The organism is Acidiphilium sp. PM, from assembly GCF_000219295.1.
Taxonomy (GTDB): domain Bacteria; phylum Pseudomonadota; class Alphaproteobacteria; order Acetobacterales; family Acetobacteraceae; genus Acidiphilium; species Acidiphilium multivorum.
Map to the genome: position 1 here is coordinate 1 of NZ_AFPR01000583.1, position 24,646 is coordinate 24,646.

Genomic DNA, 24,646 nt, shown 5'->3' on the forward strand with positions numbered 1-24,646 from the left:
TTGATCTATCTGCGCCATCATGGGCTGGAGCCGGCGAGTCCGGCGGCGATGGCGTTCGCGGCCCTCGAGCGCCAGATCTTCAAGCGCCTGGTCAATCCCGCGATGTACGCGGCCTGGGGGTTCGGCATCCTGCTTGCGTTGACGCCCGGCACGATATCCTGGAGCGCACCGTGGTGGCTGGTGAAATTGGCCGCCGTGTTGCTGCTCTCCTGGTATCATGGCGTGCTGTCCGTCTGGCGCCGGCGGCTGCGCGACGATGCCCGGTCGGCCATGTCAAGTCTGAGGCAGGGCGTGGCCATCCCGATTGTCCTGATGGTCGTGATTGTCACGATGGTGCTGGTTCAGCCATGAGGTGCAGGATCGCGACCTTCCAGCACAGCAGCAACCACCACCGCGTTGTTGCACTCTGTGTCGTGTGCCGCGTAAAGCAGCGTCACCTGACCGTCGTCGCAAAGGGCGAGAAGTTGTTCGAGCGCGGCCGGATTGGACGCGAGTTCAGCACGATACGCCGCCGCGAAATGCGGCCAGCGCCGACGATCATGCCCGAACTCGCGGCGGATCTTATCGCTTGGCGCAATCTCCTTCAGCCAGATGTCGACTGCCGCCTTCTCGCGCGAAAGCCCGCGCGGCCAGAGGCGGTCGATCAGGACCCGTGTGCCGTCCTCCGGCTCAACAGGATCGTAGACGCGTCGAAGGCGTACCGCGTGGGCTCTCATCCCTTGTGGTGTCCATGATCGGCGTCGAGTGCGGACAGCATGATCGTCGAATGCGCAAAAGCGCCACCCGCCCGCATTTCGGCAGCGACCCAGACAGCCTCCATCAACTCTTCTGGAGTGGCGCCGGCGCGTTTCGCCGCCTTCGTGTGACCCTCAATGCAGTAAGGACACTGGGTAACATGAGCAACCGCGACGGCGATGATCTGCTTCATCTTCGCGCTCAGATTGCCCTCTGCGAACGCCGCCCGGCTAAATGCCTCAAAGGCATCGCTCGTCTCCGGCGTCAGCTTGCGGCGGCGGTTACGGATTTCAGGAGTGGAGGCAGGATAAAGCGACTTGGTCATGACAAGCCCTCCGTCAACTCGGGCCAACCACGGCGCGAATGTGATCCGCAACCGGTGAAGCCGTGCCCGTGGTTTCAAAATAGTCTCAATCAATATCTTGCGTGCAACGCAGGTTTACATTCCTCTACCTTTTCAGCTTATCATATCTACTGGTGCCATCACGCCCGAACTTTGAGGTGCTGTCATGAGCGAATTACCCATCCCCCCTGCCCCTGAAAAGCCGATGCTTCATGCGAAGCCACGGGGCGCAATCCTGATCGTGACGCTGGTGGGGCTCAGCACGGTGGCGGTCTGGTTGGGCCTGTTCGCCATCTCGGCCGGGCGCTACACACCATGACTGGTCGAGACGGCAAGACTCCGAATTACGAACTGCGCTGGTTCGTGATCGGGCTTCTCGGACTTGCCGTGTTACTGGGGCTGTCATTCTGGCGCATGTTTTCAGCGCCTGGACGATTTCCCACCGACCCGATGACGGCGTCGATCCATCGTATCCTGAAGGAAAAGATGTTTCGCCATCCCGGCGTAGTGAAACTCGGGCCGCATCATTACCAGGTTTCGTTGATCGCCAGGCAGTTTCAGTTCGATCCGGACAAGATCGTGGTGCCCGAGAACGCGCGGATCGACTTTTATGTCACCAGTGCCGACGTGATCCACGGATTCGAACTGCCCGGCACCGACGTGAACGTGGAGGTCCTGCCCGGCTATGTCGCTCATGTATTCGCGACGTTTCACAAGCCCCATGAATATCTTGTGGTCTGCGACCAGTATTGCGGCATCGGCCATCAGAACATGATCGGCAAGTTCGAAGTCGTGTCGCACCTGCCAGCGAAGGCCGCGGTATCGACCATCGCTCCGACCACCGGAACAGCTACCGCCTCGCTCGAGAAGCTGGGGGCCGCGGCTTACGCCAGCCATTGCGCCGCCTGCCATCAGGCCAACGGCCAGGGGCTCGGTAGCGCCTTTCCGCCGTTGATGGGAACGGTCCCTGAATATGAACGTTCCGCTGCCGGCCAGGCGGCACTGACCGACGTTTTGCTGTACGGCCTCAAGGGCCCGATCAATGCTGCGGGCAAGACCTACAACGGCATGATGCCGGCCTGGGCCAGCCAGCTCGATGACAGGCAGGTTGCAGGAATTCTAGCTTATATTGCTGAGGCCTGGGGGAACGGAACCAGGGAGCCAGAGGACTACAAGCCGGTCGCCCCGGCCGCAATCAAGGCGGCGCGGGCAAAGACAATGACCCGGACCGAGGTTCACGCGGCCCGCGCCGCGGCGTTCGGCAACGGAAAGTAAGGGAGGCACAGCATGTCCGCCATCACCGGAACCCTGCCGGGCGAAGCCGCCGGGGCGCGCAGCCTGAAGGCGCCCGCGCTCGCTTTCATTCTTACCGCCTTCGCCGCCATGGTTATCGGCTCGGCCTTCGGCCCTTCGCAGGCACTGAACTATGCCAATATCAACGTTTATGGCAGCGTGCCGACCAGCTCCTATTATCAGGGGCTGACCATTCATGGCGTGCTGAACGCGCTGGTCTTCACCACCTTCTTCAACACCGGCGTGCTGTTTTATTTCCCGGCGCGCGAGTTGCGGGTGCGAGTCAATCTCGGCTGGATATGGTCCGCCTTTGCCCTGATGATATTCGGCCTCGCGCTCAGTCTCGAGGCGACGCTGACCAACCATGCCTCGGTGCTCTATACCTTCTACACACCGCTAAAGGCGGCCCCCCCGTTCTATATCGGCCTTGCACTGGTCGTCGTCGGCAGTCTGATGGTAGGCGCGGAAACGATCCGCATGCGCGCAATTTGGAAACGTAACAATCCAGAACGTGTGACGCCCTTGGTCTCCTACATGAGCGTGTCGGTCTGGCTTCTCTGGTTTCTCACCACCATCGGCATTGTTGCCGAGCTGATCTTCTGGGTGATCCCCTGGTCACTGGGTATCGAGAAGGGGATTGACCCGTTGCTGACCTTCACCCTGTTCTGGTACACTGGCCATGCCATCGTCTATTTCTGGGTGTTGCCGGCCTATATCTCCTGGTACGCCTTCGTTCCCTACGAGGCGGGAGGACGGTTGATCTCGGATACGCTCGGGCGGCTCACCTTCCTGATGTTCCTGCTATTCTCCGTCGAGGTGGGGCTGCACCACGAGGCGACGGTGCCCGGCATTGCGATGGGATGGAAGATGGAGCAGATGATCTTCACCTTCTTCGTCATTCCGCCCAGCCTGCTGACGGCTTTTACCGTCGCGGCTTCACTTGAGACTGCGGGTCATGCGCGCGGCGGGCGTGGCTGGCTCGGTTGGCTGACGGCTTTGCCATGGGATAATCCATCCGTCGCCGGCCAAGTACTGGCGATGTTCACCTTCATTCTCGGCGGCGCTACCGGGATTCTTCTCGCCAGCATGCCGAACGATGCGGTGGTGCATGACACCGTGTTCATTCCGGGACATTTTCACATCACCGTCGGAACCGCAACCGCGCTCACCTTCATTGCGATGAGCTACTGGCTGATCCCGCATCTGACCGGCCGCGTCCTTTATGCCCGCAAGCTCGCGGTGGTCAGCGTCTGGCTATGGGCGGTCGGGATGATGGGCATCGGTATCGGCCTCATGTGGCAGGGGCTGTACGGCACGCCGCGGCGCGACTGGATCAGTTCTCTCTCGCCTGACCCGTTCGTCCATCCAATCCCGATGGCGATCACCGCCGCAGCCGGCTTGGTGCTGCTGGCCGCCCTGATTTGCTTCGTCGTGGTTACAATCGGCACGCTGGTTTCACGCCCCGCGCATGATGCTACCGAGGTGCCCAAAATTCCGTTCGCCAACACTCCGATCGCAGAAGACTCGCGCTGGGTGCGGCTGATGGACCGGCTGGGCTTGTGGACCCTGGTGGCCTTCCTTCTCATCTTCGCTGTCTACGGACCCCTATTCGTAGCTCTGCTGTCTCATCAGGTATCGATCGCACCCAATACTGTGTACTGAATCTACCGCGCCTGTCCGTTTTTCACGCACAGCCGCAACATCGTAGCTGCTCAACCTGGTAGGTGTGCTGGGGTTCCGTTGAGGCGATGTTGTCGCCTTATTGGGTGGCGAGGACGGCCTCCCAGACGGCAGGCGCAGGTCGACTGAAACCGGTATGACTGTCGCAATTACCTGCTCCTCCGACCACCGACGACGCTACCCACGCTACCCACGCATAAAGCACCAGCACATCGAAGCTCAGAACCAGTCATCCAGCGTCGATCAGGATGAGAAGACGCGGCCGGCCGGGTCGCGGAGGATACCTCCTCGCAATGGGGAGACCTTCGTGCCCTGTACGCGGCGGTGGAAAAGTAGGCCATGTAGCGGCGGCATAACGACCATCAGAAGACCCTTCTTTCATGCCCGCAAATCTTACAACGGGCTACCGGGCGGCTTGGCATGAGGTTTCGCCGTCATCTCGACACCGAGAACCTTCATCACTGCGAGCGTTGTTTTGAGGGTGGGGTTTCCTTGCTCGCTAAACGACCGATACAGCTGTTCACGTGACAATCCCGTCTGCCGAGAAATTTCCGTCATCCCCTTAGCTCGGGCAACCACCCCTAGAGCCTTAGCGATATAGCTGGCATCACCAGTTTCAAACGCATCCGCCATGAAGTACGCAATTTCTTCATCATCAACCAAAGCGGCGGCCGGATCATAACTCGTCAGTTTCTCAGCCATTTTCAGAACTCCATTCCTTAGCTAGTTGCTTGGCAACGGCAATGTCTCGCACCTGTGTTCCCTTATCTCCGCCACACAACAACACGATCAGGACGCTTTCGTGCCGCTTGAAGTAAACTCGATAGCCTGGCCCATAGTGAATCCGCAGCTCACTTATCCCTTCCCCGACCGGCGAGACATCGCCTGCTAGACCTTCTGCTAGCCGCATGAGCCGAGTTGCGATGACGGTTCGTGCCCTCTTATCTCGCAGACGCGTTTCCCATTTCCGAAAGGTAGCGGTCTGCTTGATCTCGATCATCCCAAAAACGTCGTCTATAAACTACAAAATGTCAATCTACGTCTCCCGTCCGTCTGCCCAATACCGGTCGGTTTCGGACACCCAACGAGGAATATGCCCAAAACTATGCTTGACGCTATTATGGGCAATGACCGATAGTCGTGGTATGTTTTTGGACGAAATTGCCTCATGTCGCGCGACAGGGATTGCTCCCGCCGGACATGGCCCGCAGGTCAGCCGCCCCAGGATCAGCCCGGGCTGATACTCAGCGCTTTGGCCACGAGCGGCTGAGCCCACGCAACGGTTGCGGACAACTCGCCGCCCTTCGGAATCAACATCTCCCGGTTTTGCACGCGGAAGACCTCCCGCGGCGCCGGTGATCCGTCCGCTGACTGGTGAGAGTTATCCCAGACCCGAATTTCAGCCCGCGTCCCGATGAATTTGAGGAGATTAGTCCTGCTGTTGTCGTATCGCTCGCGGATCTTCCGCTCCGGGATGTCGTGCCCGCCCCGGGCCACCCGCTCAGCCACGCGCTGGATGTGGAGATCCACCGAGGCAAGGCCGACATAGAAGATCAGGACCCGACGCTCGAGCGCGAGAGCGCGCAGCAGCTCCATCGTGATGCTTGCACCGCCAAGCGTTGTCTCGAAGGCGAAGTTGAGATTCTGGTCGATCGCTCGCTGAAGCCCCTCGTAACCGAGCCCCCATGCTCGCTCGTTTGCCTGCTCGGTACCAAGCCCGATCGACATGAAACTCCGCGCCTGTTCGTCGGGATTATAGTATGCGCCGCCAACGCTCCGGATCAGCGGACCAACGATTGAGCTCTTGCCGGCGCCGTTGGTCCCTGCCGCGACGATGATCCGGCCGACCTTAGCGGCCAACACCCGCCCCCGAGCGGTGACCGGTCGCCCTTCTGCGCGTCCGCCGATAGGCATCCACCGCAGCCTTAGGTAGATCCTCCGCAGTCAGTTCCTCCAGCCTCTCATACGCCGCTTCGGATCGATCCAACTGCATATCCTGGAACATCTGGTTGAAGGATTCCTGCATGCGAGCCAACTCGCCGGCCGGAACCGTGCCCGCCGCCTTGACCGCCTCGTAGAGATCCGGCGAGATGACCACGAATTCGAGCTTACCGTGTCGGGTCACTTCGACAGGTGCCCGCTTGGCCTGTTCCCCGAGCTTTGCGAAGCGGCTCCGAGCGGCACTGGCCTCGATGACGGCTGACTTGCTCATGTGAACCTCGCAATCCCACTTTTGTCCAAAATTACCCGTTCTGTACGATATAGGCAATCGATGTCACCTTGCGAGTCCGTGGGTATCGACCCGGCTCCGGATCGCCCTCCGGCCACGGGCCGACAATGTCCTTCAAGTGTTCGCCGATCGCCAAGAACCTGTCGTTCAGTACCCAGATGGAACACGCGACCTCGGGCAACTCGACGCCCTCCGGCGGTGGTTTGACGGTGAAGGACCGGTCGTGAAGGCGTGGGTGAAACAGCAGCGTATGGGATTTCCGGACCAGCCTGCCCCAGATGGTCTGGCCCCCGGCTGTGGCTGATACCTCCGGAGGCAGTCACCTCATCCTTCTATTCGCGGCGAATCTGGCGTCGTGAAGTATGCGCCGCGGATTTATCAGTTGGTCGAGAAATCCCACACCCAAAGAGAGTGGCTACTTCGGCCGGCTGCGCGCATTGAATGAGGGGTGTGGGATTTCTCGACCGTGGACCTGCCCACAGTCATTCAGGCTGTCGCCTGCCTTGGGCCGACATTCCGGGCTTTTAGAATCCTTTTGATTTTTCAAGGTTTTCAAGGCGGTCAGGAAATCCCTCACCTTCAACTGGGGTCTCTGGCCCGCCATCCTCCCGGGCCATTGCCGGTATGTGGGATTTCCTGACCGCCGGGTTGAACGTTGCTGCCGCAGGCGAGATCGTCCGCCGGTCAGGAAATCCCACAGACACCCGGGCGGCACATCCATAACAACTTACTGAAAATATGAATTATTTTCGAGTGGCGGAATTTATGCGCCCGATGGTCAAGAAATCCCACACCATGCTGGCGCTTCAGTTCCGGCCGGTCGGAAATTCCCACACCATGCCTGGGCGGATTATTTCGGTCTGGAAATCCCATAAATTCAGGAGGCGACGGAGCGCGGCTTGGCCAGATCGGTCAGGAAATCCCACATTTTCCCCACCAGCCAGACAAACTCGGCAACACCATGAAAACATTTGATATTTTTGTCTGACATCAGGCCGTTTGAGATGACTTCACCGACTAAATTCGAATTTTGAGAGAGATCTTGTTGAGATAGCCGGGTTTGGTGGCCGCGATTTCCAGTTCAGGCTCGCATCGGTCGGGAAATCCCATTTTGGTCAGAAAATCCCCGATTGGTCAGGAAATCCCACGGCGCTGCGTCCCTATGTGATCAACTTGAGCACTGGCGGCCTGGAGGGCCGGAGGGTAATGCCCCGATCCTCCACATCCAGCCGGCAGTCGGGATAGGCCGCCATGGCCGCTCGCAGAGCGTCCGTGAACAAGGGCTTGAAGTACTTCAGCGGCCGGCCTGTCGTGTTAAACTGCGCGTCCAGGGAGATCCAGGATATGTCCGTCGGACCCTTGATCTCGTGGCAGCGCCAGGCAAGCCAGATGTAAACGTCTAGCGCCAGGGAACGGTGGGCAAGAGCCCGGATTGCAGCCTCCTGCAGGGGGACAGGATGGTCCTTCAGCGCACGCCAGAACGTCTCGTCCAGCACGACGCGGTCGTCCCACAGCTTCCCCTGGTCGTCGTCGTCAACCACGCTCTTGAAGCGAAGGCCGGATGAGACGATCCCACCCCTGGTCCATCCCTCGGCGCCGTCTCCTTCCCAGAAGAACTTGAGGCTGCAGGCCGATATCCGCGCCGCCTGCTCCCTCAGGGCTCGTGTCGTCTCTCCCCCGATTGCGATCCCCATGCGCTCCATCCAGGTCCTCATGGACCGGCCGAGCTCGATCTCGCGGCTGTTCGTCCGGATCGCCTGAGTCTGGAGGTAGAGGAGGATCATCCTGGCTCGAGCCCCGAACGGGACGCCATACAGGACCGTTCGGCCCTTGGAGCGCATTACCCCGGGCTCGACCAGCAGGGTAACCTTGTGCCCCTTCCGCTGCCACACGGCGCTGTCGGAAAGGCGCTTGTGGGGCAGACTGGTCAGGCAGAATCCAGAATACGAGATGCCGATCTGCTGACGCTCGTCTGTCAGCACCTCGTTGGCGATATCCACCAGCGCGCGGTAGCGGGGACCGACGATTTCCCGGGCCCTCTCACTGCCATAATCGAGCACCAGCTGTGCGACGTTCTGGTCCAGGCGATTGATCATAGCCACCCCTCCAAAGCGACTTTTCGCCTTCTCATCGAGTCTATGTCAACTGTGGGATTTTCTGACCTGAAAATTGTGGGTTTTCCCGACTAAAGTATTGTGGGAATTCTTGACCGTTTTTGAGTGGGATTTCCCGACCGAGCTATTAGTATTTATTTTGATTCTATTAGTAGTATGGTCAGGAATTCCCACGGGGCGACTCGTGTTTTGGTCGGAAAATCCCATGCTTCGGTTGAAAAATCCCCGTGGAAAACCTTGCTCAGCTGTGGATTGCATCAGTTGCGCAGCGCGAAGTCAGGAAATCCCATGTGGATATTGTGGACAATTCGAGTCGGAGCGATCTCCCGATCACGCGACTCGGTAGCGGATGATGCGTGCATCACGAAGCACGCATCATCCGCTACCATCTGAGCCCTCGCCCTCGCATGTAGGCGTCCATGGCCTCTCCGAGGATCTCCTGGATGGGCCGCCTTTCCTGGACGGAAAGCAGCTTGAGCCGCTCCCACCTTTCCTCCGAAAGCCTCAACGTGACCCCCGGTAGGCTCCGCGAAGCTGAATAGGTTCGAACACGTCCGGTGGATGTGCGAACCCTCTGCCGGCCATCACCCCCCTCCCCTGTATCGATTGCCTCGGGACGTTCGCTCTGCGCCGGGGTCGGTTGGCGCTCCTCGAGCCAACCCGCATCGGCCGGCCTCGAGTGTGAGGCGGGCGCCTGTGCCGGATCGGGGCGTCCCGCGGGCGCCTGGTCATGACGTCCGCCAGTCTCGGTGAGATGATCCGGCGTACGCTTCACGAAGCTCGTAAAGCTGCGCTTTGGTGGTGCCGACATTACGACCTCCTCTTCTGTGGTGGGGCCGCCTTGAGCTGGATCGCATCCAAGACGGCAATCTCCTTCCAGAGCTGGCGGATCTCCCGCGCTGCCTTGCTGGTGGGGTCGAACTCGCCAACGGCCTGCCCTTGGGTGAGGGCACGCCGGTAGACCTTCCTCTCCACAATGCGGCTGTTCAGGAGCGGCAGTTCGAGCTCTCTCAGGGCTCTGACCGTCTCGACGATCTCCTCGTCTGGCCTGGGAGAGGTTCTGGTTAGCACCGCGACCGATGGCACACGGTTCGCGCGCAGCAGGTCAAGCGTGGCCTGGGTGGCAGCAACATCGAGGATTGACGGCTGCACCGGCACGAGAGCGAGGTCGATGTTCCGCGCGACCACCTCGAGCGCGGGCGCCGTGTGTGGCGGGGTGTCGATGAATATCAGCTGGAAGCCATCAGCTTCGGCCGCGTCCATCGCCTCCTTCAGCTCTGCAGCCAGAACCGGGGCGACCGGCGGGGTCCTATCCCCCCTCGCCTGCCCCCAGACCGCTGACGCGCTTGCCTGCGGATCGGTGTCGATGATGGCGGTCCGCGTCCCCGCCTGATCTGCTGCTACTGCGAGGTGGACGCACAGGGTCGTTTTCGCGGCCCCGCCCTTCTGCTGCACCAGAGCAATCCGCTTCATGCCCGTTCCCACTGCATCGTGATTGGTGATGCACGCATCAATCGCCCCTTCCCTCTGCTCCCGCCCGACCCGCAAAGACTGGAGTCGTGACGCGTGACTCGTGATACACGATGCGTGCACCACGCAACGGATCGCTGTCAAGAAATTCAAAACTGCATTTGGATTGTTTGGCGTTTCGGGATGCGTGATGCACGATGCGGAGACTCCGCATACTAGCGTTGGATCAGTTGGTTTGGCCTGCTTCTTGAAGTGATTTCGAGGCATCATGCATCACGATGATTGATGCGTGTATCACGATAGCCGCGGTGACTGATCAGGAGTTGATATTACGGCGATGCGTGATGCGTGATGCGTGGTGCATGCATGGTGCGGCGAGGGCGTGAGTGTATCGAGATTCGCCTTTACCTTTGTAAGTGCACTCGCCTTCGGAGGTCGCAGGGTCTGGTCGGATTCTCACGCGCAGCCTTGATGCGTGCAGCGTGCGGAACGATGCGTGCCTCGTGATGCGTGATGCGCATTTCATAGAGACTCGCCACCGTCGGCGAATGGGCTGGCCATGGATGCGTGCTTCGTGATGGGTGATGCACGAGGCACGATGTACGCATCCTTAGAGTGATCGGACCTAGCAGGGGAGGGGGCTATTATCCTGGTTGAAGCTGCTTAGCGGCTCCGCCCCGATTGTCTCTGCAGCCCGCCTTGCCTGCTCGAGCACCATCGCGATAGCCTGCAGTTCGCCGTGTTCAATCGAGTTCCGGGTGAACGGAATGCTGAACCGGTTCAGGATCCCGATGATCCGCTCATCGATCTGCTCGTCCTGGTCACGTTCGTGGACGCGGCCATCGTCCCTGTATCACTCCGACCGGTCGACGAAGAGGTTCAGTGACGAGTACGCGAAATGCGCCTCGAGTACCGCTAGCTCGATGCCAGGGCTGGTCTGGTAGGCGCAGCACAGCAGGCAAGGGCACTTTGCGCCTGCAGGTGATCCGGATTGGCCTGAAACTGAGTCCTACGGACCTAGAGCACCCCATCCAGCGGGTGCCCATCAAACAGGTCACCGAACTCCAGATACTCTCCGAGCACGTCATAGCTCTTGTGGCGGCCGAGCCGCTTCAGGCGGGCCGGATGGACGCCGCGCTCCATTCCCGTGGTCAGTGCCCCCCGCTTGAGGCTGTGACCGCCCAGGTCACGCCGGCCGAACCCGGCTGCCATGGCCCGGCGCTGGATGATGAGGGCCACGCTTTGCGGGGTGAGGGCCCGCTCGCCGATGACCGGCCCCGGCGGCGCGGTCCGCTCGCGCCCCTTGCGGCCGGATGGCGGAGACCAGATCCGGCGGAACAACGGGCCCCGCTGCAGCCCCGCGGCGATCCGCCAGCGCTCAAGGGCATGCACCGGACAGAGTTCGGTATCGCCGTAGGGCAGGGCGACGGTGACCGCCTCGGTCTGGCTCCCTTTGGTCTGCGGCAGGGTCAGGCGGAGCCCCCGCTCTGACGGTGTCAGGTGCTCGATCCTGATGCCGGCGAGTTCCGAGCGGCGCAGCGCGCCGGCGAAGCCGACCAGGATCAGCGCGCGGTCGCGCAGGTCGATCAGCTCGGTATCGCCGATCGGTGCCAGCAGCCGGCGGATCACCGTCGCTGTCGCCGCCACTTTCTTGCGGCGGATCTCGCCGCGGGAGGCGGCATCACGCTGGATGCCCGCCATGGTCTCGGCGACGCAGGCATCATCGGTCGGCACCGGGCAGCCGGCGAGGCGGTGCAGGTAGCGAATCGCGGCGCGCCGGAGCTTCAGTGTTTCGGTCGAGACGCCACGGCCGCGCTCATCGGCGAGGAAGGCCGCGACATCCGCGCCGGAGGCGGGGAGGGGTGCCAGCCCGTGGCGGTCGCACCAGAGGCACCAGACGCGCACCGCGGCCCGGTAGGCGCGCCTGGTGTTGTCGGCTTTGGCCCGGCGGGCATAGGCGCTGGCGGCGCTGCGGGCGCCGGCGAGCGTGTCATCGGCCACCGGGACCGGTTCATCCTCGATTTCGGAAAACCAGCGCCGGACCGCGTGCCCGTCACCGGCCAGCGGGGGCGGGGAGGGCACCAGGCTGCCTTCAGATGACGCGTCAGGGCGGTCTTGCGGTGCGAATTCGGTATCGTCGGACACGAGGAGCCTCTCCTGAGCGCGGTTTGGTCGGTTCTGGGTCCCGAATCCTACAAAATTTCTGTAGTAGCGACAACCATGCTTATCAGAAAATCAGTTAAAAAATCCTGATCACCCCCTGAAAAATACGGTTATTTTGTGCTAAACAACGTATGGAGCAAAAATACGGATCAAGATATTGATTTTCCGTTCGAGCAGTTTCGCAGCGTTCCGCCCAGCCCAGGCCCGATTCCTTTCCTCCGTCAGGGGCCGGAGCAAAATCGGCGCACCCGCGGCGGTTCGGGGTTTTGCTCCATGGCCGCTCGTCGAGCCGTCCGGTCGAGACGATCGGCACAAGGTGGCCGGCGTGCCGCGCCTGTCCGGTCGGGGCGGTGACGGCGAGGTCGCGCATGGACGGCAGACGGTCGACCGTATCCACGAAATGCTGACACTCCCTCACCATCAGCCCGGTCAGCACGGCGGGGCCAAGGCACTTCATGGCTCCCCCTGAAATGCCGGCCCAGCAGCTTCTGATGATCGCCCTCGAGCGGGCGGCCGGAGCGTTTGGCCGGCTCGACCAGGCCCTCTCGATGCACCCGCTCCGCGGCGCCTTCCTCTACCGGTTTCGCCTCGATGCAGTGCGCCGCCAGGCGATGGTGGACGGGCAGATGATCGAGCCGTGGCATCTCGCGGCCCTGCTCGAGGGGGTTCGGCTCCGCATGGATCCATGGCTGAGCCTCGCCGAGCGGGGTGACATCTTCGATGCGGCCCGCCACGCGTTCTCGATGCACCAGTGGATCGTCGAGCCCGATTTTGATCAGGAGGGTGAGATCCAGGTGGCGATGAAGGCGATCGAGCGCGATGTCGCGCGCGCCTCCCCGCTGCTCGGCGCGGCGCACGCGGCCCATGCCTGGCTGGCCGGGGGCGGGAGACGGGCACCGTTGCGGGGCGCAATGATCCGCTTCTGGCGTCAGAGCGGGCTGCTGCACCTTCCGGTGCCGATCACCGGACCGCAGGCTCTCGGCGGCGACCTTCCCTTCGATCGGGAGAGCTGGATCCCGCTTCTGCTCCACGCACTGGCAAACGAGGCCGCGGCCGCCCAGGACCTCCTCCGCGATCTCGAGCGGGCCTGGCAGGTCGCGCGCGCTTCGATCGGCAAGCGGCGCAAGAACAGCCGGGCTGCAAAAGCGATCGACATTCTGGCGGCAACCCCGATCATCTCCGCGAAATCGCTCGCCGATCGGCTCGGCATGAACGTGGCGAACGCCCACGCCCTTCTCGGCGAGCTGCTCGAGGCCGGGCTGGTCGTCGAGCTGACCCACCGCAGCAAGCGCCGGCTCTTCGGCCTGTCGGGCATGGGCCGGATGCGCGACTACGTGGCGCCGCCACGCCGGCCGCAGCCGGGGCGGGGAAGGGGGCGGCCCCGGATCGAACCCGAAATGCCACACTCTGCTCCGCCCGCCGAGCTTCCGCCGGCGCCCTCCGGTGGCGTCCTGCCCCGGCTCGCGTTCGACTTCAGCGATCTGGAAGAGGCTATGGCGGCAGCCGATGCCGCGATCCGCGAGACCAGGATCAGCCTCGATCGGATCCGTCAGGGCGGTCGGCCGGAGTAGGCACTACCTCGACCGGTGCGCCCTGGGGAGCAGGTGAAATCTATACGGTTCAGCGGAATGACCCGGCGTTCGTCTCGAACAACGCCGCGCATGAGCTCGCCGCTTCTGGTTTGGACGAAGCTGGCCTCTCCGCGTTCATTGCGACCTCACAGTCGCGATAGCGAAGCATCTTTGGTCATGCTTGCGACAACATCGTCTTGCCTGCCAACATCCCGGTACGACTGGAATGGGACGCAGCTCGGAACATTAAAGGAGAGGAGGCACAGACATGGACAAGGGTAGTGGCGGCTCGGTGGGGATGAGCGCGGGACGGCTCGAGCGTATCGGGGCGGCGATGCAGGGCTATGTCGATCGGGGAATCTATGCCGGCATCAACACCGTCGTCGCGCGGCGCGGCGTGGTTGTGCAGCAAGGGCAGTATGGCTTTCGCGATAAAGAGGCCGGCTTACCAATGGCTGCGGACACGATTTTCCGCCTTTATTCGATGACGAAGCCGGTCGTGTGCACGGCGTTGATGACTCTGGTCGAGGAGGGGCGGCTCCGGCTGTTCGATCCCGTCGCGCGCTACGTTCCCGCGTTGGCCGGTTTGACCGTGCTGCGGCCGGACGGCTCGCGCACTGCGCCGGCCCGGCCGGTCATGGTGCGTGATTTGATGACGCACACAAGCGGGCTGTCCTATCATTTCCTCGAGGAGACGCCTGTCGGGCCGATGTATGCGGACGGCAAGCTGCTAGATCCAACTGTTTCGCTCGCCGAGGCGATCGACGATCTGGCGCGCTACCCGCTGGCCTTCGAGCCGGGCTCGCGCTGGCATTACAGCATCGGCATCGATGTTGCCGCGCGCGTGATCGAGGTGGTGAGCGGCGAGACGCTCGCCGATTTCCTGGGCGGGCGCCTGTTCGAGCCACTCGGCATGGTCGATACCGGCTTCGAGGTGCCGGAGGCAAAGCGGTCTCGCCTGGCGGCGATGTATGGCCGCCCCGACCTCATCGATCCCAACCAGACATTCCAGAAATCGCTCACCCAATGGAGTGAAGGGGTCAATGACCGGCTCGACGTGGCGCGAACCTATCCGGTCAATGCGGCGACGACATTCCAGCGCGGTGGCCACGGGCTCTTCGGCACGGCGGGCGACTATCTGCGTTTCGCGCAGATGCTTGCGAACGGCGGGGAACTCGAGGGAGTGCGCATCCTCGGTTCCAGAACTCTCGCCTTCATGCATTCCAACCATCTGCCGGTGTCGCTGGTCCCGATCGCTCTCGATGGCGTACAATTCCCGGGCTATGGCTTCGGGCTTGGCTCCCGCGTCGCGATCGATGTGGCGCAGACCGGGGTGCCGGGCTCGATCGGCGAATTCGGCTGGGCCGGCGCCGCGAAGACCTATTACTGGGTCGACCCGCTGGAACAGGTGGTCTGCGTCTTCATGACGCAATCGATGTCGAGTTTCGATCTGCCGGAAATGGACCTGCGCGCCTTGGTTTATGCGGCGCTCGAGGATTGATGCTGGCGACGGCTTGCTGAGCGCGGCGATGGCGGCAGTTCACCAGATGAGCCGCGCTACATGGCCTACTTTTCAACCGCCGCGTACAGCAGCGAGCGAATCGCCGTGCGCGCACGCAGGGCAACTGCGGGGACACGCGATTGCCTGAGGGGCGTTCATCGTTATTTCTGGGATTGACGAATATTCGATGGATAAGGCTATGGCACGTTTGACGACAAGGGACGGCGAAACGCTGGCCCGAGACCTCTCATTGACGATGCGGCGCATGCCCTGCCCGCACGGCCGACTGAACCATCAGTGATATCGAGATACGGTGATATGTATTTTAGGCGAACGTTAAATAATTGGTTGCATTCTTTTGTATGCTTAATTTGTATCTCGCAAAAGCATCTACTTGAGGATGTGTTAATAATGGCGACGCGATAATGAGGCTGATAAAAGCGAGCCTCAAAGACACAAGATCATGCGCGGGTTGTCGACAGGGGCAATTCGACAGGCCGCTCGCCATGGCGTTTCAGCCAATCATCGATGTCGTGGCGCGATCAGTCTTCGCCTATGAGGCTTTGGTGCGCGGCCCCGCCGGTGAGTCGGCAGGGAGTATATTGGAAACCATTGGCCAGTCGGAACTCTATGCTTTTGACCAAGCATGTCGAGTGACGGCGATTGAAACCGCCGCCGCTCTTGGGCTCGGCGATAGTTCTTGCGATCTCTCGATCAATTTTCTGCCTAATGCAGTCTATGAGCCCCGAGCGTGCATTCGCACGACTCTGCAAGCTGCCGCCCGGACCAGATTTCCAACCAGAAAGCTTATCTTCGAGATTAATGAGGGAGAATTGTTGAGCACGCCCGATCATTTGGCCGATATCGTGGCGGAATACGCAGCTATGGGCTTCCGCACGGCGATTGATGATTTTGGGTCGGGATATTCCAATCTCAATCTACTCGCCAAATTCCGCCCGGATCTGGTGAAGCTCGACATGGAACTGATCCGCGGCATCGAGTCAGACAAGAGGCGCAGGAGCATTGTCAGCCATTGCGCTGCGATGTGCCGGGAAATGGGGATCACCGTCGTTGCCGAAGGCATCGAAGCGCTTGGCGAATGCTCGGCGTTGAACGATCTCGGGATTACACTCATGCAAGGCTATCTTTTCGCGAAGCCAGGCTTTCGCAGCTTGCCAACGCCTACATGGGCGAACTGACCTCAGCGATCACACATCGCATTGCTGGAATATTGAGAAATAATGTCCACGCGGGATTTGTGCTGACCGGTCATTACTTTCTGTATCAAAGTCCACGATCGGCGCTGGTGGCAAGCATAGCGAGATCGCGCACAAGATACGATTGCGGCCGATGGCGCGCCGCGATACGCCGACGGCTCCGGTCCGCGATACGTAAAGCGGTGCCGGCGGGCGAACGTCATAGTGGAACGACGGACAACGCGCGAGACAACTATGGGCCGGAAAGGGAAGAGAGGCGTTCGACGCGGAGCGATGCGAGTGGAAGGTACCTGCTGCTGTCACCTCGCCGGACACGTTCAAGGACCGGGCTTGACCGATGGCGGGCGGCGCGGACACCCCGCATATCGCTGAGACGATAGCCATCGCGCGGTAACGCAGCGCAAATACGGATTCTTCTCCTTAAATTACCCTTGGCAAAAAAAGCCATTTAGCCCTAAATGGCTCAATTGTATGATTCGGAATTCGACCATGAAAACCATGTCTGCACGCGAGGCAAAGAATGGTTTCGGGCTGATGATCGACACCGCGCGTGCAGAGCCGGTGCTGATCGAGAAGCATGGGCGCGGTGTCGTGGTGGTCGTCTCAGTGGAAGAATATGAGCGGCTTTCCCTAACAAGGGCGAGCGAGAAGAAACGAGTGAAGGTACAAAGGACAACTTTGGATCGTAATTGATGTTGACGATCCGAAGTCTTTCCAAATGGGTCATAGTTTGTAATAGGCACGGGATAGCATAATGCCGCGCATTTTTGATAATATTGATAACTCGCTCCTGCCTGCACTGTCTGAAGCGCTCAAACACTCGGAGCGAGCTGACTTCTGCGTAGGGTATTTCAACCTCCGAGGCTGGAAACAGATCGACTCGAAAATCGAGGATTGGTCAGGAGAGGACAGCAAAGCGTGCCGCCTTCTGGTCGGCATGCACCTACCGCCCGATACTGAACTGCGCCACGCGCTGTCCGTCGCGGTGGACGACGAGCTGATGGACAATGCGAAAGTCCTGGAGCTTCGGCGGCGGCTGGCTGTGCAGTTCCGGGAGCAGCTTGCCATCGGGCTTCCGACTAACGACGACGAAGCAGGGCTTCGGAGGCTGGCGCGACAAATCCGCAGCCGCAAGGTCATGGTCAAGCTTTACCTGCGCCACAATCTCCACGCGAAGCTCTACCTCCTGCACAGGTCCGACCCGATCAACCCAAAGATCGGTTTCGTCGGTAGCAGCAATCTGACTTTCGCCGGACTGTCTGCGCAGGGTGAACTCAATGTCGATGTCATGGACGTTGATGCTTGCCTGAAACTGGAAAAGTGGTTCAACGAGCGGTGGAATGACCGCTGGTGCATCGATATCTCCGACGAACTGGCGACGATCATCGAGGAAAGCTGGGCACGCGATACGCTGGTCGAACCCTACCGCGTCTATCTCAAAATTGCGCAGAACCTGGCGCGCGAAGCTCTCCACGGTCTATCCGAGTTTCGCATCCCGGCCATTTTCGGCAACAGCCTGTTCCGCTTTCAGGAAAGCGCGGTCAAAATCGCGGCGAACCATCTAAACAAGCGCGGCGGCGTCGTGATCGGCGATGTTGTCGGCCTCGGCAAATCCATGATGGCGGTGGCGCTCGCCAAGGTGTTCGAGGAGGATCACGGCACCGAAACGCTGATAATCTGCCCCAAGAACCTCGTTCCCATGTGGGAGGACTATATCGATAAATACAGGCTGATTGCCAAGGTGGTCCCGCTCTCGCGGGTGGAACGCTTGTCCGACCTGCGCCGCTACCGTGTCGTCCTGATCGACGAAAGTCACAACCTACGCAATCGCAATGGCAGTCGCTACAAGGCAATTCACTCCTATATTGCCGCAAATGAAAGCCTGTGCATCCTGCTGTCCGCGACCCCGTACAATAAGTCGTTCATCGACCTGTCCTCGCAGCTTCGCCTTTTCGTGGACGACGATCAGGACATCGGCGTACGCCCGGAGGGCATGATCCGCAAGATCGGCGGCGAAACCGAGTTCGTCCGCAAACACCAATGCCCGCTGCACTCTCTGGCGGCGTTCGAGAAAAGTGACGAAGCCGACGACTGGCGGGAGTTGATGCGGCGCTACATGATCCGCCGGACCCGCAGCTTCATCATGCAAAACTACGCCGAGACCGACCCGGCCAATGCGCGGAAATATATCACCTTCTCCGATGGCAGGCGGTCCTATTTCCCGACGCGCAAGCCCATCACCCTGAAATTCATGATCAATGACAAAGATCCCGCCGATCCCTATGCGCGGGCCTATTCACCGGACGTGGTCAACATTGTCGCAGGGCTTGGTCTCCCGCGCTACGGCCTTGGCAACTATCTTGCTCCGGATCCAGCCAACCCGCCGACATCCGCCGAGCAGAAAATCATCGCGGGACTTGGCCGCGCGGGCACCCGCTTGATGGGCTTTTGCCGCACCAACCTGTTCAAGCGACTTGAAAGCGGTGGACCAGCCTTCCTGCAATCCATCGAGCGACACATCCTGCGCAACATGATCTTCCTTCACGCCATCGAAGCCGGTCAGCCGCTCCCTATAGGCACACAGGACGCCGCGCTGCTGGATGTCAGCGACGAAGATACCAGCCTGTTCGACGAAGGCGATTCCGACGAGGGCGGCACCGTTGGGAGCCTGCCCGTCATCGACCCCGCCCGGCTGGGCGAACGCGCCGCCGAAATCTACGACACTTACCGCACGGCAAAACGCAGCCGCTTCAAATGGCTTTCGCCGAGTCTCTTTGTCGCGGGGCTGGCGAAGGATTTGCAGCGCGACGCCAGTCAACTGGCGAAAGTCCTGTCCCTGTGCGGCGTGTGGAAGGAAGAGCGCGACACCAAGCTCGCGGCTCTGATAGCGTTGCTGAAGGACAAGCACCCCGAGGAAAAGGTGCTGATCTTCACCCAATTCGCCGATACCGCGCGCTATCTGGAATCCGCGCTCGCCATGGCAGGGATCGCGCGCGTTGCCGCCGCCACTGGTCAATCGGAAGACCCGACCCGGCTTGCTTGGCGCTTCTCCCCGGAATCGAACGACAAAGCGAAAATCGCCCAAAAGGAGGGCGAGCTTCGTATCCTGATCGCCACCGATGTTCTGTCCGAAGGCCAGAATCTTCAGGATTGCGCGATCATCGTCAATTTCGATCTGCCGTGGGCGATCATCCGCCTGATCCAGCGCGCCGGTCGCGTGGACCGCATCGGGCAGGAGGCCGACACCATCCGCGCCTATTCCTTCCTGCCCGCCGATGGGGTTGAACGCATCATCCGGCTGCGCCAGCGGGTCCGCACCCGTCTGCGCGAAAACAAGGAAGTCGTCGGTTCCGACGAAGCCTTTTTCGAGGACGACGACAACGACAATCCCATCCGCGACCTTTACAGCGAAAAGTCCGGCATCCTTGACGGTGACGACGAAGGCGAGGTCGATCTTGCCTCCTACGCCTATCAAATCTGGAAAAACGCCATCGATGCCAATCCCGCCCTGCAAGGCTCGGTCGAGAACCTGCCGGACGTGATTTACGCGACCAAGGCGATGCCCGAAATCGAAAATGCCAAGGAAGGCGCGCTCGTCTATGTCCGCTCCCCCGACGACAATGACTCGCTGGCGTGGGTTGACCGCGAGGGGAAGGTGATTTCGCAATCACCGCTCGCTATCCTCCGCGCCGCCGAGTGCCCGCCTGCCGAACCTGCGCTGCAACGGCTAGACGAGCATCACGCTATCGTCAAAGCAGCGGTCGCGCACATGGCGGAGGAAGAGCGCACCACCCACGGCGCGCTGGGCCGTCCTTCCGGCGCGCGTTTCAAGACCTATGACCGGCTGAAAAATTACCTGCGCGACATCGGCACTACCCGGAATCTGTTCATCACCGATCACCTTGTCCGCGAGATCGAAAAGGCGATGGCCGACATATACGGATTCCCGTTGTTCCAGACCGCCACCGACATTCTCAACCGTCAGCTAAAAAGCGGGATCACTAATGAAAAGCTGGCCGAATTGGTAACGGCCTTGCGCGACGAAGGACGCCTGTGCATCGTGCGGGGTCAGGAAGAGAGCGACCGCGAACCACGCGTAATCTGTTCTATGGGCCTTCGCGGCTGACGGGGGATTTCATGGCAATAGATAAAGTTCGCGCAACCGATCATCTTCGTGCATTCGATTTCCGCTGCCTGTTCATCGAGGAACTTGGCTGGGACAATCCCGGTTCCAAGAAGGCCGAGTCCGTCCTTGCCGATGGCAAGCCTTTCGACCTTGCGCCCGTCGCGGAAAAACGCGGCGTCCGCATCTTTCATTGCGTGGCCATCCCCGATCGCCACATCCGCCAGAAGATCGAGCGGGAAGTGACGAAGCTCGCTTACGAGCATCTTATCATCTTCACCGATCCCGGCAAAAGCCGCCAAATTTGGCAATGGGTCGCGCGGGAAAAAAGCAAGCCCGCCGCTTTCCGCGAATATGACTGGCGCACCGGCACCGCGCCTGACCTGCTACTGCAAAAGCTCGATCATATTGCCTTCTCTCTCAACGATGAGGAAGGGCTGACGCTTGCGGGCACAACCGTCGCCCTGCGCGACGCCTTCGATCGCGAGCAGATCACCAAACGCTTCTATGAGAATTTCAAGAAGCAGCACGACGCCTTCCTGGGCTTCATCAAGGGCCTCGCCAACGCAGCGGACGCAGCTTGGTATGCCTCGCTGATGCTCAACCGGCTGATGTTCGTCTATTTCATTCAGAAGAAGGGGTTTCTGGACGGCGACATCCATTATCTGCGTAACCGGCTGAACACCGTTCGCAAGGCGCAGGGCAAGGACCAGTTCCACAGCTTCTATCGCGCCTTCCTGCTCAAGCTGTTCCACGGCGGCCTCGCCACGCCGGTAAACTCCCGCGACGCGGACACCGCCAAGATGATCGGCAACATCCCCTATCTCAACGGCGGCTTGTTCGAGCCGCACGCGCTGGAAAGTGAAGACCACGAAATCCAGATCGCTGACACGGCCTTTGAGGCCGTCTTTGGCTTCTTCGATCAATACGAATGGACGCTGGACACCCGCGCCATCACGGAGGCCAACGGGCGCGAGATCAACCCGGACGTGCTGGGCCACATCTTCGAGAAATACGTCAACCAGAAGCAGATGGGGGCCTATTACACCAAGGAGGACATCACCGACTACATCACCCGCTCCACCGTTATCCCGTGGCTGTTCCGCAATGCCGAGGGGCATGACAAGGTGGCGTTCGAGCCGGTCGGCGCGGTTTGGCGGATGCTCGCCGACGACCCCGACACCTATATCTTCAAATCCGTCCGTCATGGCGCGGATGTCACCTTGCCCGAGAACATCGCGGCTGGCGTCGCCGACGTTGCCAAACGGGGCGACTGGAACAAGGTCGCCAACTCCGACATTGGTCTTCCCACCGAAACATGGCGGGAGGCGGTCGGCCGGCGCGAGCGTTACGTCGCCATCAAGGCCAAGCTGGCGGCTGGAGAAGTTTCAAGCATTGAGGAACTGATCACCCTCAATCTCGACATCCGGCAGTTCGTGCAGGATGCCATTCAATATGCCGAAAGCCCCGATCTTATCCGTGCCTTCTGGAAGGGCATTTCGGCGGTAAAGGTGCTGGACCCGGCCTGCGGATCGGGCGCGTTCCTGTTCGCCGCGCTCAATATCCTCTACGATCTTTATGACGCATGCCTTGAGCGGATGGAGCAGTTTGTTGCTAGCGCGCCGGAAGGCAGCGGCCCGCGCCAGCAATATTCGGACTTCCGTGACGTGCTTGCCCGAATCACCCGCCACCCCAACCGCGCCTATTTCATCTACAAATCCATCATCCTCGACAATCTCTATGGCGTGGACATCATGGACGAGGCGGTGGAGATTTGTAAGCTTCGTCTCTTCCTGAAACTGGGCGCGCAACTGGAAAGCGCCGACCAGATCGAGCCGCTGCCGGACATCGACTTCAACATCCGCGCGGGCAACACTCTGATCGGCTACACGTCATTCGCGGACGTGCGGAAGGCGACCGAGGCCAAAGGCTTCGATTTCGACGACCGCGCGGGCAAGATCGAGAAGGCGGCGCAGGATTTGGCTGAAGCCTTCCGTTTGTTTCGCCAGCAGCAGACCACGCTTCACGGGCACATCGACTGCACTCATAAGGCCGAGCTTCGTGCACAGTTGGATGCGCTTGATGCCCAACTGGATAGCTTTCTGGCGCAGGACTACGGAATCCAAGGCGATGTCGATCTTGCCGACACCGCAAAATTCCGGGCTTGGAAAGCCAGCCATAAGCCGTTTCACTGGCTCGCGGAGTTTTACGCGATCATCACGGCGGGCGGGTTTGATGTTGTGGTCGGCAATCCACCCTATCTCGAAACCAAAGAAGTCGAATATCTGCCCAAAAACTTCGCAACCTTGGAAAGCCGAGCGATACACGCTCTTTTCATCGAGCGGTCCAACGACCTTCTCGCGCCTGTTGGCAGCATGAGCATGATTCTGCCGATGTCGCTGGTTTCCACTCAGCGCATGAAGGCCGGACAAACCATTATCGAGAAAGGCCGGACCTGCTGGTATTCCAACTTTGCATGGCGGCCAGCCAAGCTATTCGATAACGTCAATCGCGCGCTGACGATCTTTGTTGCCTGTCCATCCAATAAACCCGACTGTTATTCAACCGGATATATCAAATGGACTGCACCCTATCGTGACAACATAATCTTCAACCTGAGCTATGTAAGCGTCCCGCATCGCAGGGATGAGTTCTATGTTCCCAAGCTCCAGTCTCCTTCGGAAATGAGCCTCCTTGCCAAAGTTCGTTCTCAACCGGACACGCTGGAGAAAATATGGCGTTCCGGTGGAGGTTCTGTTTTCTATCGAACGACAGGCGGTCTCTATTGGAAAGTGTTTACCACCTTCGCACCCAGATTCTATGTCAACGGGACCGCTGGCAGTTCCGGGCGCGAAACTCGGATGCAAATTGCAGCAGGCTATTCTACACAGGCTGTCGCTGCAATCCTCAGTAGTTCTACTTTCTGGTGGTGGTATACAATCGAATCAAATCTGCGGGACTTGAACCCCACGGATATTAAATCGTTTAAAGTCAACGACACCTTGCTCCGTGATCCGGAATTGGCCAATCTTGGCCAAGAATATATGATTGATCTTGAACGCAACAGCTTCTTGCTAACACGCGAGCAAAAGCAGACTGGCACAACGGAAACACAGTCGTTCAAAATCCGGCAATCAAAGCCGATTATCGACAAGATTGATGGGATTATTGCAAAGCATTTTGGTTTTTCAGACGAAGAACTCGATTTCATACTGAACTACGACATCAAGTTTCGTCTCGGTGCAGATGAGGACGATGCCGCTTGAAAGGTCACCCCTGCCCGAACGCGAAAGCGCGCCGATGGTCTTCTATTGCTCCCAATCCTGTCCCGGTGATGTGATCCTGCGAGCGCGGGATTGGGCCAACGCTCGCGACCCCCAAAGCGCGCCCGTGATCGGCGGATTCCACACCCCGGTTGAACGGGACGTGCTGCGTATCCTGTTACGGGGCGGCGCACCCGTCACCACCGTTCTCGCTCGCGCCGCGAAGGGCTGGCGTCCGCCCGCGCAGCTGGACACCCGTATTTACCCTTGCGGATTGAGCGGTTGGTTGGATCGTAAGCATCCGGTGAAAGCCGCGGTTCTTTTCTTTTGTTGGCTTTTGGGAAGGCGGGATGTAGCGATTGGTTCTGTCTGATTATTTTGAAGGCAGGGCCTGGACGATCTCGGTTGCCTCACTTGTGTCGCGATGAACCTCTTCACGGATGACGCGATCTGTGACGTCATTCAGGTATTGCATCAACGCGCCATTGAGTTCCTGGAATTCTGGCCATAGCACTTGATCGACAAAAGCCTGCGGTACCCGCAGCATGACGGTGGTCAGGCGTTGCCGATAAAGGCGGTATTGCTTCAGGCCATAGCCTGAAGTTTTCACTAATCTGAATGCAATTTCCCTGTATTTATCGATAAACTTTCTGATCTGATTTTGACGCTTACTGGACACGCATGGGGACGATCCCGATCAGGTCGAAGGCGGCGGCTTGCAGCGGTGTGGGATTTGCCAGGGTGGTGAAGGTGGCGTTCGCTTATGCTACAGCGCAGGGCGTTTCGTTACTTCGGGCCTACAGGTTAGGCGGGATGCCTCCGCCGGATTTTAACCCGGCTGGGGATGGACGAACCTATCTGACCACCCTTGGTATGTGGGGGAGCTTCCCAATACATTATATAGAAAGACATACAGATTTTAAAAGTCCATCCGATCCGCACA

Annotated in this window: 21 protein-coding genes; 10 read left to right on the forward strand and 11 right to left on the reverse strand. The window is 60.0% G+C overall.

Annotation, left to right across the window (positions count from 1 at the left end):
- A partial coding sequence (locus APM_RS18800; RefSeq protein WP_007424978.1) for a CopD family protein occupies nt 1–351 on the forward strand: 351 nt, incomplete at its 5' end.
- Here APM_RS18800 and APM_RS18805 read toward each other — a convergent pair.
- Both APM_RS18805 and APM_RS18810 read right to left on the reverse strand, forming a co-directional pair.
- A complete protein-coding gene (locus APM_RS18805) occupies nt 342–716 on the reverse strand; it encodes a DUF488 domain-containing protein (protein ID WP_007424979.1) in 375 nt (124 codons plus the stop codon). The genes APM_RS18800 and APM_RS18805 overlap by 10 nt on opposite strands.
- Nucleotides 713–1,060 (reverse strand): carboxymuconolactone decarboxylase family protein, encoded by a 348-nt coding sequence (locus APM_RS18810; protein ID WP_007424980.1) that lies wholly within the window; start codon nt 1,058–1,060, stop codon nt 713–715. Before APM_RS18810 ends, APM_RS18805 begins: the two co-directional genes overlap by 4 nt.
- 184 nt (nt 1,061–1,244) lie before the next feature.
- On the opposite strand from APM_RS18810, the gene APM_RS22125 reads away from it, so the two are divergent.
- Genes APM_RS22125 through APM_RS18825 form a run of 3 tightly spaced genes read left to right on the forward strand, consistent with a single transcriptional unit; the run spans nt 1,245 to nt 4,033 of the window.
- Nucleotides 1,245–1,397, forward strand: a complete 153-nt coding sequence (locus APM_RS22125; protein ID WP_158005023.1) for a hypothetical protein — start codon at nt 1,245–1,247, stop codon at nt 1,395–1,397.
- Nucleotides 1,394–2,353 (forward strand): c-type cytochrome, encoded by a 960-nt coding sequence (locus APM_RS19970; protein ID WP_007424981.1) that lies wholly within the window; start codon nt 1,394–1,396, stop codon nt 2,351–2,353. The genes APM_RS22125 and APM_RS19970 overlap by 4 nt, the downstream gene beginning before the upstream one ends.
- A gap of 12 nt (nt 2,354–2,365) precedes the next feature.
- The gene (locus APM_RS18825) at nt 2,366–4,033 is read left to right on the forward strand and encodes a cbb3-type cytochrome c oxidase subunit I (RefSeq protein WP_007424982.1); all 1,668 of its coding nucleotides are present in this window, start codon (nt 2,366–2,368) and stop codon (nt 4,031–4,033) included.
- A 411-nt stretch (nt 4,034–4,444) separates the two neighbouring features.
- Here the strand turns inward: APM_RS18825 and APM_RS18830 are convergent, their stop codons facing one another.
- The 8 genes from APM_RS18830 to APM_RS19975 form a co-directional block, all read right to left on the reverse strand.
- Nucleotides 4,445–4,753: an addiction module antidote protein gene (locus APM_RS18830; protein WP_039889279.1), complete on the reverse strand. Its 309-nt coding sequence runs from the start codon at nt 4,751–4,753 to the stop codon at nt 4,445–4,447.
- Nucleotides 4,746–5,051, reverse strand: a complete 306-nt coding sequence (locus tag APM_RS21005; RefSeq protein ID WP_039889280.1) for a type II toxin-antitoxin system RelE/ParE family toxin — start codon at nt 5,049–5,051, stop codon at nt 4,746–4,748. Before APM_RS21005 ends, APM_RS18830 begins: the two co-directional genes overlap by 8 nt.
- 227 nt (nt 5,052–5,278) lie before the next feature.
- On the reverse strand, nt 5,279–5,914 hold the full coding sequence (locus APM_RS18840; RefSeq protein ID WP_007424983.1) for a hypothetical protein: 636 nt from the start codon (nt 5,912–5,914) through the stop codon (nt 5,279–5,281).
- Entirely contained in the window at nt 5,901–6,263 is a 363-nt protein-coding gene (locus APM_RS18845) for a type II toxin-antitoxin system Phd/YefM family antitoxin (protein WP_039889281.1), read from the reverse strand. The genes APM_RS18840 and APM_RS18845 overlap by 14 nt, the downstream gene beginning before the upstream one ends.
- Before the next feature lie 1,178 nt (nt 6,264–7,441).
- Entirely contained in the window at nt 7,442–8,377 is a 936-nt protein-coding gene (locus tag APM_RS18850; RefSeq protein WP_007424985.1) for a replication protein RepA, read from the reverse strand.
- Between the two features lie 828 nt (nt 8,378–9,205).
- Nucleotides 9,206–9,868: a ParA family protein gene (locus tag APM_RS18855; RefSeq protein ID WP_007424986.1), complete on the reverse strand. Its 663-nt coding sequence runs from the start codon at nt 9,866–9,868 to the stop codon at nt 9,206–9,208.
- Between the two features lie 1,014 nt (nt 9,869–10,882).
- Nucleotides 10,883–12,010 (reverse strand): site-specific integrase, encoded by a 1,128-nt coding sequence (locus APM_RS18860; protein WP_007424987.1) that lies wholly within the window; start codon nt 12,008–12,010, stop codon nt 10,883–10,885.
- A gap of 94 nt (nt 12,011–12,104) precedes the next feature.
- Nucleotides 12,105–12,485, reverse strand: coding sequence for a hypothetical protein (locus APM_RS19975; RefSeq protein ID WP_007424988.1), 381 nt, complete (start codon nt 12,483–12,485; stop codon nt 12,105–12,107).
- A gap of 34 nt (nt 12,486–12,519) precedes the next feature.
- On the opposite strand from APM_RS19975, the gene APM_RS18865 reads away from it, so the two are divergent.
- The 6 genes from APM_RS18865 to APM_RS18890 all read left to right on the forward strand — a co-directional run bounded on the left by APM_RS18865 (nt 12,520) and on the right by APM_RS18890 (nt 23,706).
- The gene (locus tag APM_RS18865) at nt 12,520–13,599 is read left to right on the forward strand and encodes a hypothetical protein (protein WP_241763219.1); all 1,080 of its coding nucleotides are present in this window, start codon (nt 12,520–12,522) and stop codon (nt 13,597–13,599) included.
- 268 nt (nt 13,600–13,867) lie between these two features.
- Nucleotides 13,868–15,100, forward strand: coding sequence for a serine hydrolase (locus tag APM_RS18870; protein WP_007424990.1), 1,233 nt, complete (start codon nt 13,868–13,870; stop codon nt 15,098–15,100).
- Between the two features lie 506 nt (nt 15,101–15,606).
- Entirely contained in the window at nt 15,607–16,299 is a 693-nt protein-coding gene (locus APM_RS18875) for an EAL domain-containing protein (protein WP_007424991.1), read from the forward strand.
- A gap of 507 nt (nt 16,300–16,806) precedes the next feature.
- Nucleotides 16,807–17,010: a type II toxin-antitoxin system prevent-host-death family antitoxin gene (locus APM_RS18880; RefSeq protein WP_007424992.1), complete on the forward strand. Its 204-nt coding sequence runs from the start codon at nt 16,807–16,809 to the stop codon at nt 17,008–17,010.
- Between the two features lie 61 nt (nt 17,011–17,071).
- A complete protein-coding gene (locus APM_RS18885) occupies nt 17,072–20,443 on the forward strand; it encodes a helicase-related protein (RefSeq protein WP_007424993.1) in 3,372 nt (1,123 codons plus the stop codon).
- A gap of 11 nt (nt 20,444–20,454) precedes the next feature.
- Nucleotides 20,455–23,706 carry an Eco57I restriction-modification methylase domain-containing protein gene (locus APM_RS18890; RefSeq protein WP_007424994.1) on the forward strand — a complete coding sequence of 1,084 codons (3,252 nt, stop codon included), beginning with the start codon at nt 20,455–20,457 and terminating at the stop codon, nt 23,704–23,706.
- A gap of 370 nt (nt 23,707–24,076) precedes the next feature.
- On the opposite strand, the gene APM_RS21010 is transcribed toward APM_RS18890, so the two are convergent.
- Entirely contained in the window at nt 24,077–24,382 is a 306-nt protein-coding gene (locus APM_RS21010; RefSeq protein WP_241763220.1) for a hypothetical protein, read from the reverse strand.
- Between the last annotated feature and the right edge of the window lie 264 nt (nt 24,383–24,646).

What these genes read in the sequence shown, in the direction of transcription:
- APM_RS18890 (WP_007424994.1), top strand. Translation starts at nt 20,455, where the DNA reads ATGGCAATAGATAAAGTTCGCGCAACCGATCATCTTCGTGCATTCGAT.
- APM_RS18885 (WP_007424993.1), top strand. Translation starts at nt 17,072, where the DNA reads ATGCCGCGCATTTTTGATAATATTGATAACTCGCTCCTGCCTGCACTG.
- APM_RS21005 (WP_039889280.1), bottom strand. Translation starts at nt 5,051, where the DNA reads ATGATCGAGATCAAGCAGACCGCTACCTTTCGGAAATGGGAAACGCGT.
- APM_RS18870 (WP_007424990.1), top strand. Translation starts at nt 13,868, where the DNA reads ATGGACAAGGGTAGTGGCGGCTCGGTGGGGATGAGCGCGGGACGGCTC.
- APM_RS18880 (WP_007424992.1), top strand. Translation starts at nt 16,807, where the DNA reads ATGAAAACCATGTCTGCACGCGAGGCAAAGAATGGTTTCGGGCTGATG.
- APM_RS18850 (WP_007424985.1), bottom strand. Translation starts at nt 8,377, where the DNA reads ATGATCAATCGCCTGGACCAGAACGTCGCACAGCTGGTGCTCGATTAT.
- APM_RS19970 (WP_007424981.1), top strand. Translation starts at nt 1,394, where the DNA reads ATGACTGGTCGAGACGGCAAGACTCCGAATTACGAACTGCGCTGGTTC.
- APM_RS22125 (WP_158005023.1), top strand. Translation starts at nt 1,245, where the DNA reads ATGAGCGAATTACCCATCCCCCCTGCCCCTGAAAAGCCGATGCTTCAT.
- APM_RS19975 (WP_007424988.1), bottom strand. Translation starts at nt 12,485, where the DNA reads ATGAAGTGCCTTGGCCCCGCCGTGCTGACCGGGCTGATGGTGAGGGAG.
- APM_RS18865 (WP_241763219.1), top strand. Translation starts at nt 12,520, where the DNA reads ATGATCGCCCTCGAGCGGGCGGCCGGAGCGTTTGGCCGGCTCGACCAG.
- APM_RS18875 (WP_007424991.1), top strand. Translation starts at nt 15,607, where the DNA reads ATGGCGTTTCAGCCAATCATCGATGTCGTGGCGCGATCAGTCTTCGCC.
- APM_RS18810 (WP_007424980.1), bottom strand. Translation starts at nt 1,060, where the DNA reads ATGACCAAGTCGCTTTATCCTGCCTCCACTCCTGAAATCCGTAACCGC.
- APM_RS18825 (WP_007424982.1), top strand. Translation starts at nt 2,366, where the DNA reads ATGTCCGCCATCACCGGAACCCTGCCGGGCGAAGCCGCCGGGGCGCGC.
- APM_RS18830 (WP_039889279.1), bottom strand. Translation starts at nt 4,753, where the DNA reads ATGGCTGAGAAACTGACGAGTTATGATCCGGCCGCCGCTTTGGTTGAT.
- APM_RS18805 (WP_007424979.1), bottom strand. Translation starts at nt 716, where the DNA reads ATGAGAGCCCACGCGGTACGCCTTCGACGCGTCTACGATCCTGTTGAG.
- APM_RS18855 (WP_007424986.1), bottom strand. Translation starts at nt 9,868, where the DNA reads ATGAAGCGGATTGCTCTGGTGCAGCAGAAGGGCGGGGCCGCGAAAACG.
- APM_RS18845 (WP_039889281.1), bottom strand. Translation starts at nt 6,263, where the DNA reads ATGAGCAAGTCAGCCGTCATCGAGGCCAGTGCCGCTCGGAGCCGCTTC.